This is a genomic window from Streptomyces krungchingensis (assembly GCF_054729265.1).
In genome coordinates this window covers 3,397,554-3,413,680 of record NZ_JBPUKY010000001.1, presented here as the reverse complement: position 1 = coordinate 3,413,680, position 16,127 = coordinate 3,397,554, and the positions used below count along the sequence as shown (strand labels likewise).

15 protein-coding genes are annotated in these 16,127 nt (G+C 72.7%); 10 read left to right on the top strand and 5 right to left on the bottom strand.

All coding sequences use genetic code 11. The annotated features are described in order from the left end of the window. Positions 1 to 34 precede the first annotated feature (34 nt). On the top strand, positions 35 to 1,240 hold the full coding sequence (locus ACSYGO_RS15215) for a hypothetical protein (protein WP_460386859.1): 1,206 nt from the start codon (positions 35 to 37) through the stop codon (positions 1,238 to 1,240). Here the strand turns inward: ACSYGO_RS15215 and ACSYGO_RS15210 are convergent. Continuing rightward, positions 1,212 to 1,745: a PadR family transcriptional regulator gene (locus ACSYGO_RS15210; RefSeq protein ID WP_432173307.1), complete on the bottom strand. Its 534-nt coding sequence runs from the start codon at positions 1,743 to 1,745 to the stop codon at positions 1,212 to 1,214. The genes ACSYGO_RS15215 and ACSYGO_RS15210 overlap by 29 nt on opposite strands. A 188-nt stretch (positions 1,746 to 1,933) precedes the next feature. On the opposite strand from ACSYGO_RS15210, the gene ACSYGO_RS15205 reads away from it, so the two are divergent. After that, the gene (locus tag ACSYGO_RS15205) at positions 1,934 to 3,244 is read left to right on the top strand and encodes an MATE family efflux transporter (protein ID WP_426675837.1); all 1,311 of its coding nucleotides are present in this window, start codon (positions 1,934 to 1,936) and stop codon (positions 3,242 to 3,244) included. Here ACSYGO_RS15205 and ACSYGO_RS15200 read toward each other — a convergent pair. Next, positions 3,205 to 4,446 (bottom strand): glycosyltransferase 87 family protein, encoded by a 1,242-nt coding sequence (locus ACSYGO_RS15200; RefSeq protein WP_426675838.1) that lies wholly within the window; start codon positions 4,444 to 4,446, stop codon positions 3,205 to 3,207. The two genes, ACSYGO_RS15205 and ACSYGO_RS15200, sit on opposite strands and share 40 nt — an antisense overlap. A gap of 192 nt (positions 4,447 to 4,638) precedes the next feature. Between ACSYGO_RS15200 and ACSYGO_RS15195 the strand changes: the two genes are divergently transcribed. Further along, positions 4,639 to 5,781: a glycosyltransferase family 4 protein gene (locus ACSYGO_RS15195; protein WP_426675839.1), complete on the top strand. Its 1,143-nt coding sequence runs from the start codon at positions 4,639 to 4,641 to the stop codon at positions 5,779 to 5,781. A 268-nt stretch (positions 5,782 to 6,049) separates the two neighbouring features. Here the strand turns inward: ACSYGO_RS15195 and ACSYGO_RS15190 are convergent, their stop codons facing one another. Continuing rightward, positions 6,050 to 7,846, bottom strand: coding sequence for an AMP-dependent synthetase/ligase (locus ACSYGO_RS15190; RefSeq protein ID WP_426675840.1), 1,797 nt, complete (start codon positions 7,844 to 7,846; stop codon positions 6,050 to 6,052). A gap of 338 nt (positions 7,847 to 8,184) precedes the next feature. Between ACSYGO_RS15190 and ACSYGO_RS15185 the strand changes: the two genes are divergently transcribed. The 6 genes from ACSYGO_RS15185 (at position 8,185) to ACSYGO_RS15160 (ending at position 13,668) form a co-directional block, all read left to right on the top strand. Then, the gene (locus tag ACSYGO_RS15185; protein ID WP_426676051.1) at positions 8,185 to 8,940 is read left to right on the top strand and encodes a metallophosphoesterase family protein; all 756 of its coding nucleotides are present in this window, start codon (positions 8,185 to 8,187) and stop codon (positions 8,938 to 8,940) included. Positions 8,941 to 9,064: 124 nt separating this feature from the next. Then, complete coding sequence (locus ACSYGO_RS15180) at positions 9,065 to 9,508, top strand: SRPBCC family protein (RefSeq protein WP_095933775.1); 444 nt, start codon at positions 9,065 to 9,067, stop codon at positions 9,506 to 9,508. Between the two features lie 399 nt (positions 9,509 to 9,907). Continuing rightward, complete coding sequence (locus tag ACSYGO_RS15175) at positions 9,908 to 11,077, top strand: ArsA family ATPase (protein WP_460386858.1); 1,170 nt, start codon at positions 9,908 to 9,910, stop codon at positions 11,075 to 11,077. A gap of 101 nt (positions 11,078 to 11,178) precedes the next feature. Beyond that, positions 11,179 to 11,649: a DUF5304 domain-containing protein gene (locus ACSYGO_RS15170; RefSeq protein WP_359491362.1), complete on the top strand. Its 471-nt coding sequence runs from the start codon at positions 11,179 to 11,181 to the stop codon at positions 11,647 to 11,649. A gap of 54 nt (positions 11,650 to 11,703) precedes the next feature. Beyond that, positions 11,704 to 12,657, top strand: coding sequence for an ROK family glucokinase (locus tag ACSYGO_RS15165; protein ID WP_028803236.1), 954 nt, complete (start codon positions 11,704 to 11,706; stop codon positions 12,655 to 12,657). A gap of 258 nt (positions 12,658 to 12,915) precedes the next feature. After that, a complete protein-coding gene (locus ACSYGO_RS15160; RefSeq protein WP_432185876.1) occupies positions 12,916 to 13,668 on the top strand; it encodes an endonuclease/exonuclease/phosphatase family protein in 753 nt (250 codons plus the stop codon). A gap of 7 nt (positions 13,669 to 13,675) precedes the next feature. Here the strand turns inward: ACSYGO_RS15160 and ACSYGO_RS15155 are convergent, their stop codons facing one another. Then, positions 13,676 to 14,362, bottom strand: a complete 687-nt coding sequence (locus ACSYGO_RS15155; protein WP_432173302.1) for a hypothetical protein — start codon at positions 14,360 to 14,362, stop codon at positions 13,676 to 13,678. Beyond that, on the bottom strand, positions 14,355 to 15,164 hold the full coding sequence (locus tag ACSYGO_RS15150; RefSeq protein WP_426675845.1) for an alpha/beta hydrolase: 810 nt from the start codon (positions 15,162 to 15,164) through the stop codon (positions 14,355 to 14,357). The genes ACSYGO_RS15155 and ACSYGO_RS15150 overlap by 8 nt, the downstream gene beginning before the upstream one ends. Positions 15,165 to 15,343: 179 nt before the next feature. Between ACSYGO_RS15150 and ACSYGO_RS15145 the strand changes: the two genes are divergently transcribed. Next, positions 15,344 to 16,123, top strand: coding sequence for a lysophospholipid acyltransferase family protein (locus tag ACSYGO_RS15145; protein ID WP_435220173.1), 780 nt, complete (start codon positions 15,344 to 15,346; stop codon positions 16,121 to 16,123). The last annotated feature ends 4 nt before the right edge of the window (positions 16,124 to 16,127 follow it).

Genomic DNA, 16,127 nt, shown 5'->3' with positions numbered 1-16,127 from the left:
CCCGAAGCGCCCGGGCAGCCGTACGATCGGGAACGTGGCTGGTCGAAGGCGTGCGTCGAGAGCGGGACTCTCCCTGGTGCTGCTGCTCGCCGTGCTCGTCGGCTGCGGCGGCCGGGCGTCCTCGGACACCGTGTCGGCCGAGGTGCAACGGGTCCTCGACCTGCGGGCCGCCGCGGTGCTCGCCCGGGACGAGCCGGCGTACCGGGCGACCGGTCGGCCGGCCGGTGCCGATCCGGCCTTCGCGAACCTGCGCGCCGTCCCGCTGGAGTCCTGGGCGTACCGCGTGACCGATGTCCACCGCACCGGCGACCGGGCCACGGCCGACGCCCAGTTGCGCTACCGCATCGAGGGGTACGACGCCGCGCCCGTCACCGTCGGCCGCACCCTGCGCCTGGTCCGCGCCGGCGGGACCTGGTACGTCGCGTCCGACGAGCCCGCGAAGAAGGCCAGCGAACAGCTGTGGGAGCAGGGGCCGGTGACGGTCGTGCACGGCGAGCACAGTCTGGCGCTCGGGGTGGGGCAGTCCGCCGAGCGGCTGCGCGACTACGCCGGGCTGGCGGACCGCGCGGTGCCCGCCGCGTCCGGGGCGTGGGGCACGGACTGGTCGCGGCACGTCGTCGTGCTCGTGCCGAAGTCGCTGGAGGGCATGGCTGGGCTGCTCGGCGCCCCGGCGTCGGGGTACCGGGGGATCGCGGCGGTCACCACGGGTGAGGCGGGCGGGTCCGGGAAGGCGCCCGCGGACCGGATCATCGTCAATCCCGACGCGTTCGGCGTCCTCGGCGACTTCGGCAAGCAGGTCGTGCTCACCCACGAGACGACCCATGTCGCCACCCGTGCCCACACCTCGGCCGCCACACCGCTGTGGCTCTCCGAGGGGTACGCGGACTGGGTCGGCTACCGCGGCAGCGGGCGGACGGCCTCGCAGGTCGCGCCGGAGCTGGAGCGTGCCGTGCGGGACGGGAGCCTGCCGGCCGCGCTTCCCGTGGACGGGGACTTCGGGTTCAGCGGGGACGCGGCTCGGCTGGCACGGGCGTACGAGGGCGGCTGGCTGGCCTGCCGGCTGATCGCGGACCGGTGGGGCGAGGTCCGCCTGAACGACTTCTACCGCGCCGTCGGCGACCACGACAAGCGTGCCGGGGCCGTCGAGGACGCGCTGCGGGACGTGCTGCACACGACGCCGGAGCGCTTCACCGCGCAGTGGCGGGACTACCTCAGGGCGCAGCTGCTTCCAGCCGGGTGATCGCCTCGGTCAGCCACGCCCGCTCCGCCTCGCCCGTCGCACGTGCCACCCGCAGCATGCCCTCCCGGAACAGGTCACCGCTGTCCTCGGCCCGCACGGGCTCGCCGTCGCGGTAGAAGAAGCTCGCCGGCGTCCTCAGGAAGTCCAGCCTGCGGCGCAGCACCGCGGCCTGCTCCTGCCGGTCGGGCAGGTGGCGCAGGAAGGCCAGCAGGGTGTTGAACCGCACGTGGTCGGTGATCTCCGCCTGCTTGGGGTGGCGCAGCCGCTCCAGCAGATCCTCGCGGCCCCGGTCGGTGAGCGACAGGATGCGGCGGGGGGCCGCGCTGCTGCCGGGCTCGGTGCGCTGGTCCAGCTTGCCCGCGTCGACCAGGCGGGTGATCGCGGGATAGAGGGCCCCGTCGCTGACCGGGCGGACATGGCCGCTGAGCGCCTTGATGCGCTCCTTCAACTCATAGCCGTGGAGCGGCTCTTCGGACAGGAAACCGAGGATCGACAGCTCCAGCATGCGGCGGCTCCGTGGTTGCGGGTCTCTTGGCGCCATGGTACCTCTTATCGAGATACCTCGAAACGAGGTAACTCTGATCGAGGTGTCGCGGCGGACCGCACCCGCCGGGCGCCCGTACCGAGGCGGCCCCTGGCCGGGCCCGCCCGTCCAGGGAGGCCCACCGGGCCGCCCGCACCGAGGGAGCTCCCGTGAACGCGCACCGCAAGCAGCTCATCGCGCTCGCCCACCCCGTCTACCTCTCCCTGCTCGCCTCCGTCGCCTCCGGGGTCATCAACACCCTCTGGGTCTCCCGGCTCGGCGGCGCCGCCGTGGCGGCCGTCGCCGTCGCCACCAACACCGAGAACGTGCTGCTCGGCGTCGCCCTGGTCTTCGCGTCCGGCACCACCGTGCTGGTCTCGCACGCCCGTGGCGCCCGGGACCCGGGCGAGGTCCGCGCGGCCGTACGCGGGGGATGGGCGCTGTGCGCCGTGGTCACCCCAGCGGTCGTCGCCGGCGGTCTGCTGCTGCGGGAACCGCTGGCCCGGCTGGTGCTCGGCGGTGACGGGAAGGCCACGGTGCTCGCCGTGCAGTACTTCGCGATCTCCCTGCCGGGCATCGCGGTCTTCTTCGCGCAGAACCTCGTCGACGGCATCCTGAAGGGCACCGGCGACACCCGCACCCCCATGCGCCTGGCCCTGCTGGCCAACGGTCTGATCCTCTGCCTCGACCCGCTCCTCATCCACGCGTACGGCGTCCCCGGCGCCGCCGCCTCGACCGTGCTCTGCCGTTGCGTGGCCCTGGCGGCCGGGCTGCGCGCCCTGCGCCGGAACTCCCTGCTGCGCGAGGCCGCCCCGACCCCGCCCGCACGGTCCACCGCCGCCGCCCTGCGCCGCACCCTGCGGACCGGGCTGCCGATGTCCGCCGACTTCACCCTGCGGCAGGGCGGCGCGCTGGTCCTGGTCGCGATCGTGGCCCGGCTCGGGGTGACGGCCGTCGCCGCGTACTCCATCGCCTACAAGGTCATGTACGTCGCCACCATGGCGTTCTACGCGGTCCGGCAGGCCGCCTCGATCCACACCGCGCACACCCGCGGCGCCGGGCGCGACGAGCGGGGCGCCATCGGGCGGCAGGCCGTCCTCGTCGCCGGCGCGGCCGGACTGTCCGCCGCCTGTCTGCTCGGCACGCTGGCACCGTGGATCATGCGGGCCTTCGGCGCCGGTCCAGGCGTGGCGCACGACGGAGTGCTGTTCCTGCGTTGCGTCGGCCCGTACCTGCTGCTGATGGCCTGCTGCATCGCGCTCGGCGGGGTCTTCGAGGGGAGCGGGGGAGCGCCGGTCCTGCTGCGCGTCACCCTGCTCGGCACCGCGGTCCAGCTACCGCTCGCCTACGTCCTGTCGGGGCTCGGACTGCCCGGGATCTGCCTCGCCCTCGCCCTGTCCATGACGGTGCAGTGCGCGGCGCTGGGCACCTGGGCCCGGCGTCAGGAGGACGCCAGGCTCTCCTGGGTGCGGGTCGCCTGAGGGGGCACCCTCGGCGCCGGGTCCGACACCGTGCTCCGCCACAGCTCCAGGGCGGCCAGCACGGTGGCGATCACCAGCAGGCCGTTGCGCGCGAAGAGGAGGCTCACGCCCAGCAGATCGCTGCCCACGACGTGCGAGAACCAGACCGGGAACTCCAGGACGGTCACGAAGCACGCGGCCAGCACCAGGACGACCGGCAGGGTCATCCCGCTGCGGCGGAAGCACAGACAGACCGCCGCGAGCCCGACCAGCCACACCATGTACTGCGGGCTGATCACCCGGCTGGTGGTCGTGAACATCAGCACCGCCACGAACGCGGCGTCCGCGAGCGTGTGCGGCAGGAACCGCCTGACGCGCAGCCGCCACAGCAGCAGCCAGCCGAAGGCGAGCCCGGTGAGGACCAGCGCCGCCGTGCTCACCACGTCGACGTACGGGCCGAGGAACTCCACCGAGCCGTAGTTGAGCAGCACCTGACCGTCCCAGCCGTGCCCGCGCGCCACGTGGAAGACCAGGGAGCCGAGCGACTCCACCTCGGTGCCGCGGTCGCGCTGGAACGTCAGGAAGGAGAACGCGCCCGGCATCGCCAGTCCGAACACGACCGCGATCACCGCGGCCGTCACCGCGGCCGCGGCCCAGGCCCGGCGCCGGACGGCCCCCACCAGCAGCAGCACCGGCCACACCTTCACCAGCGCGCCGAAGCCGGTGAGCATCCCCATGATCCGCGGATGGCGCGCGCCGGCGAGCAGCGCGGCGACCGCGACGGCCGTCACCATCACGTCGTAGCGGGCGTACACGGTCGGACCGAGCAGCGGCACCCCGACCGCCCACACCCAGGCCCCGCGCAGGGTCTTGCCGGGGCGCAGGCCCGCGTAGAAGAGCAGGGCGAACACCACCAGGTCGGCGACGCAGGCCAGCACGAAGAACGCCTGCGCGTAGCCCAGGGAGGGCAGCAGCGCGGGGGAGAGGATCGCGAGCGCGGCGGCCGGCGGGTACTGCCAGGTGACGTCGTCCAGCGGGAAGGTGCCGTCACGCAGGACCTCGTACCAGCCCTGGTAGATCACGAAGACGTCGCTCGTGACGTCGGGGCCGGGGAAGACGTACACCTTGAACACGAACAGGAGCAGCAGCACCCTGGTCAGGGTCCAGGTCCCGAGCAGCGCGAGCGGTCCGTACGGGAACCACGCCCCCCTAGTGCCCGTCATGCCCACCTGGTCCTTGTCCGTCCGGAGCGAATGTGCTGTGCTGCCGTGGTCCCGCACGGCCCGCGGTCGCGTCGTCGCGGAGCCCGCTGCGTGCCGCGTGCGCCGTGGTCATGATGTCGCGCCGCCCTGTGCGCGAGCCGTCAAGCGCGGCCGTGCGGAGCTGTGAGTATAGGTTCGATAGTGTCGAACACGATGCACAAGACCTTGATCGTGACGAACGACTTCCCGCCCAGGCCGGGCGGCATCCAGGCGTTCCTGCACAACATGGCGCTGCGCCTGGACCCCGAGCGGCTCGTCGTCTACGCCTCCACCTGGAAGCGCGGCCGCGAGGGCGCCGAGGCCACCGCCGCCTTCGACGCGGAGCAGCCCTTCACCGTCGTGCGCGACCGCACGACGATGCTGCTGCCCACCCCGGGGGCCACCCGGCGGGCCGTCGGACTGCTGCGCGAGCACGGCTGCACCTCGGTGTGGTTCGGGGCCGCGGCACCGCTCGGTCTGATGGCGCCGGCGCTGCGCCGGGCCGGTGCGCGGCGGATCGTGGCCACCACCCACGGGCACGAGGCCGGCTGGGCGCAACTGCCCGCGGCCCGCGGACTGCTGCGCCGCATCGGCGAGTCCACCGACACGATCACCTACCTCGGCGAGTACACCCGCTCCCGGATCGCCTCCGCGCTGACCCCCGAGGCCGCCGCGCGCATGGTCCAGCTGCCGCCCGGCGTCGACGAGAAGACCTTCCACCCCTCCTCGGGCGGTGACGTGGTCCGCGCCCGGATGGGCCTGACCGACCGCCCCGTCGTCGTGTGCGTCTCGCGTCTCGTGCCGCGCAAGGGCCAGGACACCCTGATCCTCGCCATGCCGCGCATCCTCGCCAAGGAGCCGGACGCGGTGCTCCTGATCGTCGGCGGCGGGCCCTACGAGCGGGACCTGCGCAAACTCGCCTACGACACGGGTGTCGGCGAGGCGGTCCGGTTCACCGGGGCGGTGCCCTGGTCGGAGCTGCCCGCGCACTACGGCGCCGGCGACGTCTTCGCGATGCCCTGCCGTACGCGGCGCGGGGGTCTCGACGTCGAGGGGCTCGGCATCGTGTACCTGGAGGCGTCCGCGACCGGGCTGCCCGTCGTGGCCGGGGACTCCGGCGGGGCGCCGGACGCGGTGCTCGACGGTGAGACCGGGTGGGTCGTCCGCGGCGGCTCCCCGTCCGAGACGGCCGACCGCGTCGTCACCCTCCTCGGTGACTCCGAGCTCCGCCGCCGCATGGGCGAGCGGGGCCGCGCCTGGGTCGAGGAGAAGTGGCGCTGGGACCTGCTGGCCGAACGCCTGCGGGAGCTGCTGTAGCGGTCACTCGCCCCCTCCGCCCCTGCCCGTCCCGTACCCGGGGCGCCGCCCCGGACCCCGCTCCTCAAACGCCGGAGGGGCTGATTTCAGCCCGTCCGGCGCTTGAGGACGAGGCCGTCCAGGCCGATACGGGGGTCTGGGGGCGGAGCCCTCAGGGGCAAGGGGCGGCGGAGCGAGGGCCTACCCGGGGACTCCGTCGCCAGACCCGGAAAACGCGGAGGGCGCGAATCCTCGGTGAGGACCCGCGCCCTGAAGGCATCCGAAGGGCTCAGCCCCGGTAGATCGCCTCGATCTCGTCCGCGTAGTCCTTCGCCACCACATTGCGCTTGAGCTTCAGCGACGGCGTCAGGTGCCCCGACTCCTCGGTGAACTGCGACGCGAGGATGCGGAACTTGCGCACCGACTCCGCCTTGGACACGGCGGCGTTGCCGTCGTCGACGGCGTCCTGGATCGCCGCGAGGAGATCCGCGTCCGCGCGCAGCGACGCCGCGGTCGAACCGGCCGGCTTGCCGTGCTCGTCGGCCCAGCGGCCCAGGAACTCCTCGTCGACGGTGACCAGCGCGCCGACGAACGGACGCCCGTCGCCGACGACCATGCACTCCGCGACGAGCGCGTGCGCACGGATGCGGTCCTCGATCACGGCCGGGGCGACGTTCTTGCCGCCCGCGGTGACGATGATCTCCTTCTTGCGGCCGGTGATGCGGAGGTAGCCGTCCTCGTCGAGGGTGCCGATGTCACCGGTGTGGAACCAGCCGTCGGCCAGCGCCTCGGCGGTCGCGGCCTCGTTGTTCCAGTAGCCCTTGAACAGGTGCTCGCCGTGCAGCAGCACCTCGCCGTCGTCGGCGATCCGGACGACGGAGCCCGGCAGCGGCTGGCCCACCGTGCCGATCTTCGTCCGGTCCCAGGGGTTGAACGCGGTCGCCGCGCAGGACTCGGTCAGGCCGTAGCCCTCCAGCACCGTGAAGCCGATGCCGCGGAAGAAGTGACCGAGGCGCTCGCCCAGCGGCGCGCCGCCGGAGATGGCGTACTCGCCGCGCCCGCCGAGCACCGCGCGCAGCTTGCTGTAGACCAGCTTGTCGAAGGTCTTGTGCTTGATCCGCAGGCCGAGGGAGGGACCCGACGGGGTGTCCAGGGCACGGCTGTACGCGATCGCCGTGTCCGCCGCCTTGTCGAAGATCTTGCCCTTGCCGTCCGCCTGGGCCTTGGCGCGCGCCGAGTTGTAGACCTTCTCGAAGACGCGCGGCACACCGAGGATCAGCGTCGGCCGGAACGCGGCGAGCTCGTCGGTGAGGTTCTTGATGTCGGGGACGCAGCCGAGCTTGATCGGCGCCATCATCGGCGCGACCTGCACGAGCCGGCCGAAGACGTGCGCCAGCGGGAGGAACAGCAGGACGGAGCACTCGCCCGTGCGGAACAGGGGGCGCAGACGCTCGACGATGTTGCCGCACTCCGCGAAGAACGCCCGGTGGGTGAGCACACAGCCCTTGGGGCGGCCGGTGGTCCCGCTCGTGTAGACGATGGTCGCCGGGTCGTCGGCCTTGGCGAGGGAGCTGCGCTCCTCGACGGTCGCGTCGCTGACGTCCTTGCCGGCCCGGCCCAGCTCCTCGATGCCGCCGGCCTCGATCTGCCAGACGTGCTTGAGGGCGGGCAGCCGGTCGCGCACCGAGTCCACCGCGGCGGCGTGCGCGTCCAGTTCGACGATGCAGGCGGTCGCGCCCGAGTCGCCGAGGATCCACTGGACCTGCTCGGGGGAGCTGGTCTCGTACACGGGCACGGTGATCGCGCCGGCGCTCCAGATCGCGAAGTCGAGCAGCGTCCACTCGTAGCGGGTGCGGGACATCAGGCCCACCCGGTCGCCGGGCTGCACGCCCGAGGCGATCAGGCCCTTGGCCGCGGCGTGCACCTCGGCGAGGAAGGCGGTGGCGGTGACATCCGTCCAGGTGCCGCCGACCTTGCGGGCGATGACGGCCACGTCGGGATGCTGCGCGGCGTTTCTGCGGACGATGTCGGTGAGATTTCCGTCCGCAGGGACCTCGTACAAAGCCGGAAGGCTGAACTCGCGCAAGACTGCTGCTCCTCATAGGGCGCCGACGCCACGACTCTGTGTGATGCGACGGTGCGGTCCAAGGCTCGGGCAGGTACTCGGGTGATCACTTGTTGAAAACCTGAGTACGACTGGACTGCCCGGACGTTACCCGCCGGTATGGCGTCTTCGACAGGGGGTCCCGGCGAGATGTTCTGTGCGTCACACGTGTTGGCGTTCCTTCGCGCACAGTAGTCCACGCAATTCCTGACTAGCCAGTAACCGCAGGTCCGACCGCCTCTATTCACGTTTGCCCCACACGCCTACGCTTGATCGTCATGGCACCCACACCGGTCGGTAACGCGAGGACGCGCATTCATGTGGTCAGTGACGTGCACGGCAACGTGCGCGACCTGGCCGGAGCCGGGGACGGCGCGGACGCCCTGATCTGCCTCGGTGACCTGGTGCTCTTCCTCGACTACGCCGACCACTCGCGCGGCATCTTCCCGGACCTGTTCGGTGTGGAGAACGCGGACCGCATCGTCGAGCTGCGCACCGCCCGCCGCTTCGAGGAGGCGCGCGCGTTCGGTGCCCGTCTGTGGTCGGGCATCGGCGCGGACCGGGCCGCCGCCATCGAGAAGGCGGTGCGCAAGCAGTACGCCGAGATGTTCGCCGTGTTCCCGACGCCGACGTACGCGACCTACGGCAATGTCGACATGCCGACCCTGTGGCCGGAGTACGCCGGGCCCGGTACGCAGGTCCTCGACGGCGAACGCGTGGAGATCGGCGGCCGGGTCTTCGGGTTCGTCGGCGGGGGACTGCGGACGCCGATGCGGACGCCCTACGAGATCAGCGACGAGGAGTACGCCGCCAAGGTCGAGGCGGTCGGCGAGGTCGACGTGCTGTGCTCGCACATCCCGCCGGAGGTGCCGGAGTTGGTGTACGACACGGTGGCACGCCGCTTCGAGCGCGGCTCCCGCGCCCTCCTGGACGCGATCCGGCGCACACGCCCGCGCTACGCCCTGTTCGGCCACGTCCACCAGCCGCTCGCCTCCCGTATGCGGGTCGGGGCGACGGAATGCGTCAATGTGGGCCACTTCGCGGCCACGGGCACGCCCTGGGCGCTGGAGTGGTGAGGCGCCGGGGCCGGTGAACCCCAGGTGGGGTGATAGCGCCCGCGGCTGTGCGCGGTAGCCTTCACGCTGCACACACGTGCGCCCCACCCTCCCTCACCGGACCGCATCTGGAGGAGCCACCGCGATGGCGGAACACACCAGTTCGAGCATCACGATCGAGGCGGCACCGGCTGACGTCATGGCGGTGATCGCCGACTTCGCCCGCTACCCGGACTGGACGGGTGAGGTGAAGGAGGCCGAGGTGCTCGCCACCGACGACCAGGGCCGCGCCGAGCAGGTGCGCCTCGTCATGGACGCCGGCGCCATCAAGGACGACCAGACCCTCGGCTACACCTGGACCGGCGACCACGAGGTCTCCTGGACCCTGGTCAAGTCCCAGATGCTGCGCTCGCTCGACGGCTCCTACCTCCTCAAGCCCGCGGGCACGGGTGCCACCCAGGTCACCTACCAGCTGACCGTCGACGTCAAGATCCCCATGCTCGGCATGATCAAGCGCAAGGCCGAGAAGGTCATCATCGATCGCGCGCTGGCGGGCCTGAAGAAGCGCGTGGAGTCGGGCGAGGTCTGACTCCCGGCACCGGAGCGCACCTACGGCGATCCCGGCACCCCGGGACCGGAGCGGGGTGCGCCCGGCGGTCTCCGGCAGCGGCGCGGCGCCCCCGGCGTCCCGGCGACCGAGCCCGGTGACTCCGGCGGCCTGTCCCAGGGCGACGTCCGCGGTGACTCCGGCGGCCTGTCCCAGGAGGGCGACGTCCGCGGTGGCCTCCGGACCGAGCGCGGTGAACCCGGCGCCCCGGAACCGGATGGCGGCGACCCGGGCGGCCCGGCGACGGAGTACGACGCCCTCGGCGACCGGAAGAAGACGGAGCACGGTGACCTCGGCGACCCGGGGACCGAGTCCGGTGACCCCGGCAACAGGGGGAGCGCGGTCCGTCCCGCCTGTGCGGCGCAGGTACCGTTCACCCTCATGCGCACCATCCTGATCACCGGCCAGGGCGGCACCGGCCGTACCACCGTCGCCGCGGCCACCGCGCTGCGGGCAGCCCACCAGGGCACCCGCACCTTGGTGCTCACCGCCGACCGCACCGACACCCTGGGTGCGGTCCTCGGCGTCCCGACGGGCCCGACCCCCGTCGAGGCCGCGCCGAACCTCACCGCCTGGCGCCCCGACGCCGCCGCGCGCTTCCGCGAGGACCTCACCGCCTTCCAGCAGCGCGCCACCGCCGCCCTCGACCTGCTCGGCGCCTCCCGCCTGGACGCGGAGGAGGTCACCCCGCTGCCCGGCGCCGAGGAACTCGCCGTGCTGCGCGCCCTGCGCGACGCGGCACTCTCGGAGGCCTACGAGCTCCTGGTCGTCGACCTCCCGCCGGCCCCGCAGACCCTCGCCCTGCTCGGACTCCCCGAGGAACTCCGCCGCTATCTGCGCCGGCTGCTCCCGCCGGAGCGTCAGGCCGCCCGCGCCCTGCGACCCGTCCTCGGCCGGCTCGCGGGCGTCCCGATGCCCGCGGAGTGGCTGTACGAGACCGCCGCACGCTGGGACGTCGAGCTGGCCGCGGTGCAGGCGGTCGTCGAGGACAGGGCCACGACCGTTCGACTGGTCGCGGAGCCCGGCCCGGCCGGCACCGACGCCGTACGGACCGCCTCCACCGCGCTCGCCCTGCGTGGACTGTCCGTCGACGCCCTGGTCGCGAACCGTGTCCTGCCCGCCGCCACGGACGACCCCTGGCTCGCCGCCCTCGCGGCCCAGCAGCACAAGGCTCTGGACGAGTGGTGCGAGACGTACGACCTGCACGAGGTCCCGCACCTGGGACGGGACCCCCGGGGCGGCGGCGACCTCGCCGAACTCCCGGTGCCCCACGTCAACGCGGCGCCCACCCCGGTCGAGTGGCCCGTCACCGACCGGCTCGCCGACGACGGCGTGCTCGTCTGGCACATCCCGCTGCCCGGCGCGATACGCGAGGAACTGGACCTCGTCCGGCGCGGCGACGAACTCGTCGTCACCGTCGGACAGTTCCGCAGGATCGTCGCCCTTCCGTCGGCCCTGCGCCGCTGCACCGTGGACGGCGCGGCGCTGCGCGAGGGCGAGCTGCGGATCCGCTTCGCGCCGGACCCCGCGCTGTGGCCGCGCGGCAAGTGAGGCACCGTCCGTGGCCCGGCCGATCCGTGCCCCGGACACGGTGAACGGTGTACCCCCGTTCGGGTAACGTCGAAGGCACGAACCGTAGGCAGGAGTCCGCCATGAGCGAAGAGCGCCCCACACCCGACGCCGCTCAGGAGGAGACGGCCGAAGAGGTGCGCGCGGCCGACGCCGACGCCTGGGCGCAGGCGTGCGCCGAGGACCTCGCGGCGGAGAAGGCCCGCCGCCGCGCCCAGTACGGCACGCCCCCCGGCTCGGCCGCCGAGGAACTGCGCAAGCTCGTCGACGCCGTCGCCGACAAGCTGTCCGGACTGCAGTCGCCGCTGTTCGGCGCGGTCGCCTCCGGCACCGCCCAGCAGATGGTCAACCAGGTCGTGCAGCAGGCCAAGGCCGCCGTCGAGCCCGTCCTGGAGCGCAATCCGGACGTGTTCGACCACCTCGCGGCCGCGGGTTCCGAGCTGCTCGCCGCCTACCGCTCGGCCGTCGAGGCCCAGGAGCGGCGCTGGACGACCCGGGACACCGGACCCCGCGACGAGGGCACCGGTCCGGGGGAGCGGATTGACTTGGACTGAAGGCCCCTCGGGTACGGTTGGCCGTAGCGGGGCTCGACCGAAACTGAGGGATTCATGGGACTCACCATCGGCGTCGATATCGGCGGCACGAAGATCGCGGCCGGTGTGGTCGACGAGGAAGGCAACATCCTCTCGACCCACAAGGTGCCGACCCCCAGCACGCCGCAGGCCATCGTGGACGCGATCGCCTCGGCCGTTGAGGGCGCGCGCGCCGGTCACGACATCGTGGGCGTCGGCATCGGTGCCGCCGGATATGTGAACCGCCAGCGCTCGACGGTCTACTTCGCGCCGAACATCGACTGGCGGCAGGAGCCGCTCAAGGCCGAGGTCGAGGCCCGCGTGGGCCTGCCGGTCGTCGTCGAGAACGACGCGAACGCGGCCGCGTGGGGCGAGTACAAGTTCGGCGCCGGCAAGGGTCACCGCAACGTCATCTGCATCACCCTGGGCACGGGTCTCGGGGGCGGCATCATCATCGGCAACAAGCTGCGCCGCGGGCACTTCGGGGTGGCCGCCGAGTTCGGCCACATCCGCATGGTGCCCGACGGTCTGCTGTGCGGCTGCGGCTCGCAGGGCTGCTGGGAGCAGTACGCCTCCGGGCGCGCCCTCGTCCGGTACGCCAAGCAGCGGGCCAACGCGACCCCCGAGCACGCGGAGATCCTCCTCGCCCTGGGCAACGGCACGCCCGACGGCATCGAGGGCAAGCACATCTCGGTGGCCGCGCGCCAGGGCGACCCGGTGGCGGTGGACTCCTACCGTGAGCTGGCCCGCTGGGCCGGTGCCGGCCTCGCCGACCTGGCCTCGCTCTTCGACCCGTCCGCGTTCATCGTCGGCGGCGGCCTCTCGGACGAGGGCGAGCTGGTCCTCGACCCGATCCGCAAGTCGTACAAGCGCTGGCTCGTCGGCGGCAACTGGCGCCCCGTGGCCGACGTCATCGCCGCGCAGCTGGGCAACAAGGCCGGCCTCGTCGGTGCCGCGGACCTGGCCCGGGAGCCCGACCCGATCATGTGACGCCCGCACCGCCTGTGTACCTCTCCGCCCGCCGCGCCCTCCGGGGACGGCGGGCGGTGCCATGCCCGGCCCGCTCCCCGACCGGATTGCCGAAGCGGGCCTCCGCTCCGGCTCTCCGGCCACAGCGCCGCCCGGCGCGCGCCGTCGCTCTCCGGCCGGATCGCCTTGGCGGGCGCGCCCTCCTGCTTCCCGGCCCGGATCGCCGCCCCGGCGTGCACTCCCGCTCCCGGTGGGCCGTGGCGGCGTATCTTGATCGGCATGGCGACGACCCCGCTGCCCAACTCCCGTACCGAGCCCGACGGTTCCGCCGTCATCCGGGTGCTCAGCTACAACATCCGCTCGATGCGCGACGACACCGACGCGCTCGCGCGGGTGATCAGCGCCTGCGAACCCGACCTCGTCCTGGTCCAGGAGGCGCCGCGCTTCTTCCGCTGGCGCAAGAAGCTGGCACGGCTCGCGGCGGCGTCCGGGCAGGTGATCCTCTCGGGCGGCGCCACCGCCGCGGGCCCCGCACTGCTCTGCTCCCTGCGGGGGACGGTGGAACGCACCGAGGACGTCCTGCTCCCGCTCACCCCCGGCCTGCACCGGCGCGGCTTCGCCACCGCCGTGGTGCGCTTCGGCGGCGCCCGCCTCGGCGTCCTGAGCTGCCACCTCTCGCTCCAGAAGGACGAGCGGTACGAGCAGGGCGGCATGCTCCTCGACCGTCTCGCCGGCCTCGGCACCCCGTATGCCGTCGCGGGCGGAGACCTCAACGAACGCCCCGGCGGGCCCACCTTCACACGCCTGGCCGGCACGCTCCAGGACGCCTGGACGACCCGCCCCTGGGGCGCCGAGCACACCTCCACCCCCACCGACCCGCACCAGCGGATCGACGCGATCTTCGCCACGCCCGGCGTCGAGATCCTGGGCTGCGGGGTGCCACTCGGCCTGCCCGGAGTGACGGAGGACGACCTGAGGGCGGCCACGGACCATCTGCCCGTACTGGCCGCCCTCAAGGTGCCCGCGTCCTGAGACGCGCTCAGACCACCGCGCCCCGGCCGGGGTCGTCCCCATCCTCGTCGTCGGTCTTCATCCGCATCACCAGGGTGGTGAAACCGCCCAGGAAACCGCCTATGCCGAGGGTGGCGAGCCACCAGGTCATGTCCCAGCCGAGGAGCACCGCCAGCAGCAGGAGCACCGGGCCGCCGAGTACGGCGAGCCAGGCGAACTTCGCGGTCGCGTCCGCGGCCGGCAGCGGGGGCGGCTCGGGCGGCACGAAGTGGCCCTCGTCGTCCTCGTCGAAGTCGTCGTCGGAGGGCTCGGACGCGCGATAGTCGCGCGGGCCGCCCACACCGGGAGCGAACGCGACCGAGCTGCCCAGCGGCTTCGCCGGGGTCGGCTCGTCCGCGGACGGCCCGTCCGAGGAGCCGGTCCCCGCGGCGCTCTTGTCGCCGTCGCTCTTCTCGCCGTCGTCCGGGCCGTCGTTCGTCTCCGGGTCGAGGAGCGCGAGGTCCTCGACCGACTTGAACGGCTTCGCGCCCGGCGGGTCCGGCGGCTCCTCCCCGTACCCCTCGACGATCGCCTGCCACGCGGCGTCCTCGTCGAAGGGCACGCTCTGCTCCTCCGGCGACCCGCCGAGGGAGTCACCGGACGACCCGCCGAGGGGCTCCCCGACCGGGATGCCCTTCTCCTCGGAGTCGCCGCGGTCCGCGTCGTACTCAGCCACCGGTGGCCGTCCCTTCCTGCTGACCCAGCCGGCCCGTGCCGGGCTCCTTGCCGACAGCGGGTGCGAGCCGGGCGATGAAGGCGTAGCTCTCCTCGAAGATCCGGTCCGCGTCATGGTCCAACGTCGCGACGTGGTAGCTCTGTTCCAGCAGGATCTCCGTGACGTCCGTGGACGACACCCTGCTCAGGACACGGGCCGAGTCCGCGGGCGGCACGACATGGTCCTGCGGGCTGTGCAGCAGCAGCAACGGCTGGGTGACCTGGGGCAGCTCACCGTCGACCTGCCGGTAGAAATTCCGCATGGAGTGCGCGGAGTGCAGGGGCACCCGGTCGTAGCCGATCTCCTGGGCGCCCTCCTTGGCGATGTCGCTCGTGATCCCCTTCACGGTGGGCACGAGGTGGCGCAGGACCGGCAGGGCGTGCGCGGCGAGGCCGTGCACCTTGTTCGCCGGGTTGACGACCACGACGCCGGTGACGTCGTCCCCGTGCTTGGCGGCCAGCCGCAGGGCCAGGGTGCCGCCCATCGACAGACCGAGGACGAAGACCTGGTCGCACCGGTCCTTCAGGGCGCGCAGCTCGCGGTCGACCTCCGCGTACCAGTCCTGCCAGCCCGTGAGCTGCATGTCCTCCCAGCGTGTGCCGTGCCCCGGCAGCAGCGGCAGCGCGACGGTCAGGCCGCGCTCGGCGAGAAACTCCGCCCAGGGCCGCAGCGACTGCGGGGACCCGGTGAAACCGTGGCAGAGGAGGACGCCGACCTCTCCGCCCTCACGGCGGAACGGCTCGGCTCCAGGAAGGACCGGCACCTTCGGTCTCCTGTTCATCAGGCGGGCGGAACGGAACGAACGGAACCCCCGAGGCTTCGAGGCGTACTTCACCGTACGCGACCGCACTGACACCGACCAGGGTCGTCGGACCCTTTGACGGCGCTCCGGGTTAAGGTCTGACCGACGACACAGGAGGCACTCGGTTGATCTACGGCGCAATGAAGTTTTCCATCGGAGGGCCGCTGAAGCTCGCCTTCAGACCCTGGGTGGAAGGCCTCGAGAACATCCCCGCCGAGGGCCCCGCGATTCTGGCGAGCAATCACCTGTCGTTCTCGGACTCGTTCTTCCTGCCCGCGATGCTGGACCGCAAGGTGACCTTCATCGCGAAGGCCGAGTACTTCACGACGCCCGGCCTCAAGGGCCGGATGACGGCCGCCTTCTTCAAGGGTGTCGGGCAGCTCCCCGTCGACCGCTCCGGCGGGCGCGGCGCGGGCGAGGCGGCGATCAAGAGCGGCATCGAGGTCATCGAGCGCGGTGAGCTGTTCGGCATCTATCCGGAGGGCACGCGCTCCCCGGACGGCCGGCTCTACCGCGGCAAACCCGGCGGCCTCGCGCGCGTGGCGCTCGCCACCGGCGCCCCCGTCATCCCGGTGGCGATGATCGACACCGAGAAGATCCAGCCGCCGGGGAAGGTGATGCCCAAGCTGATGCGCCCGGGCATCCGTATCGGCAAGGCGATCGACTTCAGCCGGTACGCCGGCATGGAGCACGACCGTTTCGTGCTCCGCGCGGTGACCGACGAGGTCATGTACGAAATCATGAAGCTCTCCGGCCAGGAGTACGTCGACATGTACGCGACGGCCGCCAAGCGGCAGATCGCGGAGGCGGCGAAGGCCGAGAAGGAGGCCGAGAAGGCGGCGAAGGCGGCGCTCGCGCAGGCCGCGAAGCAGGCCGCCGGGGAATCCGGCCACGGGGACAAGGAACGTTCCGGCTCCTAGCTGC

What these genes read in the sequence shown, in the direction of transcription:
- ACSYGO_RS15210 (WP_432173307.1), bottom strand. Translation starts at nt 1,745, where the DNA reads ATGCTGGAGCTGTCGATCCTCGGTTTCCTGTCCGAAGAGCCGCTCCAC.
- ACSYGO_RS15200 (WP_426675838.1), bottom strand. Translation starts at nt 4,446, where the DNA reads ATGACGGGCACTAGGGGGGCGTGGTTCCCGTACGGACCGCTCGCGCTG.
- ACSYGO_RS15195 (WP_426675839.1), top strand. Translation starts at nt 4,639, where the DNA reads ATGCACAAGACCTTGATCGTGACGAACGACTTCCCGCCCAGGCCGGGC.
- ACSYGO_RS15180 (WP_095933775.1), top strand. Translation starts at nt 9,065, where the DNA reads ATGGCGGAACACACCAGTTCGAGCATCACGATCGAGGCGGCACCGGCT.
- ACSYGO_RS15175 (WP_460386858.1), top strand. Translation starts at nt 9,908, where the DNA reads ATGCGCACCATCCTGATCACCGGCCAGGGCGGCACCGGCCGTACCACC.
- ACSYGO_RS15170 (WP_359491362.1), top strand. Translation starts at nt 11,179, where the DNA reads ATGAGCGAAGAGCGCCCCACACCCGACGCCGCTCAGGAGGAGACGGCC.
- ACSYGO_RS15165 (WP_028803236.1), top strand. Translation starts at nt 11,704, where the DNA reads ATGGGACTCACCATCGGCGTCGATATCGGCGGCACGAAGATCGCGGCC.
- ACSYGO_RS15160 (WP_432185876.1), top strand. Translation starts at nt 12,916, where the DNA reads ATGGCGACGACCCCGCTGCCCAACTCCCGTACCGAGCCCGACGGTTCC.
- ACSYGO_RS15145 (WP_435220173.1), top strand. Translation starts at nt 15,344, where the DNA reads ATGAAGTTTTCCATCGGAGGGCCGCTGAAGCTCGCCTTCAGACCCTGG.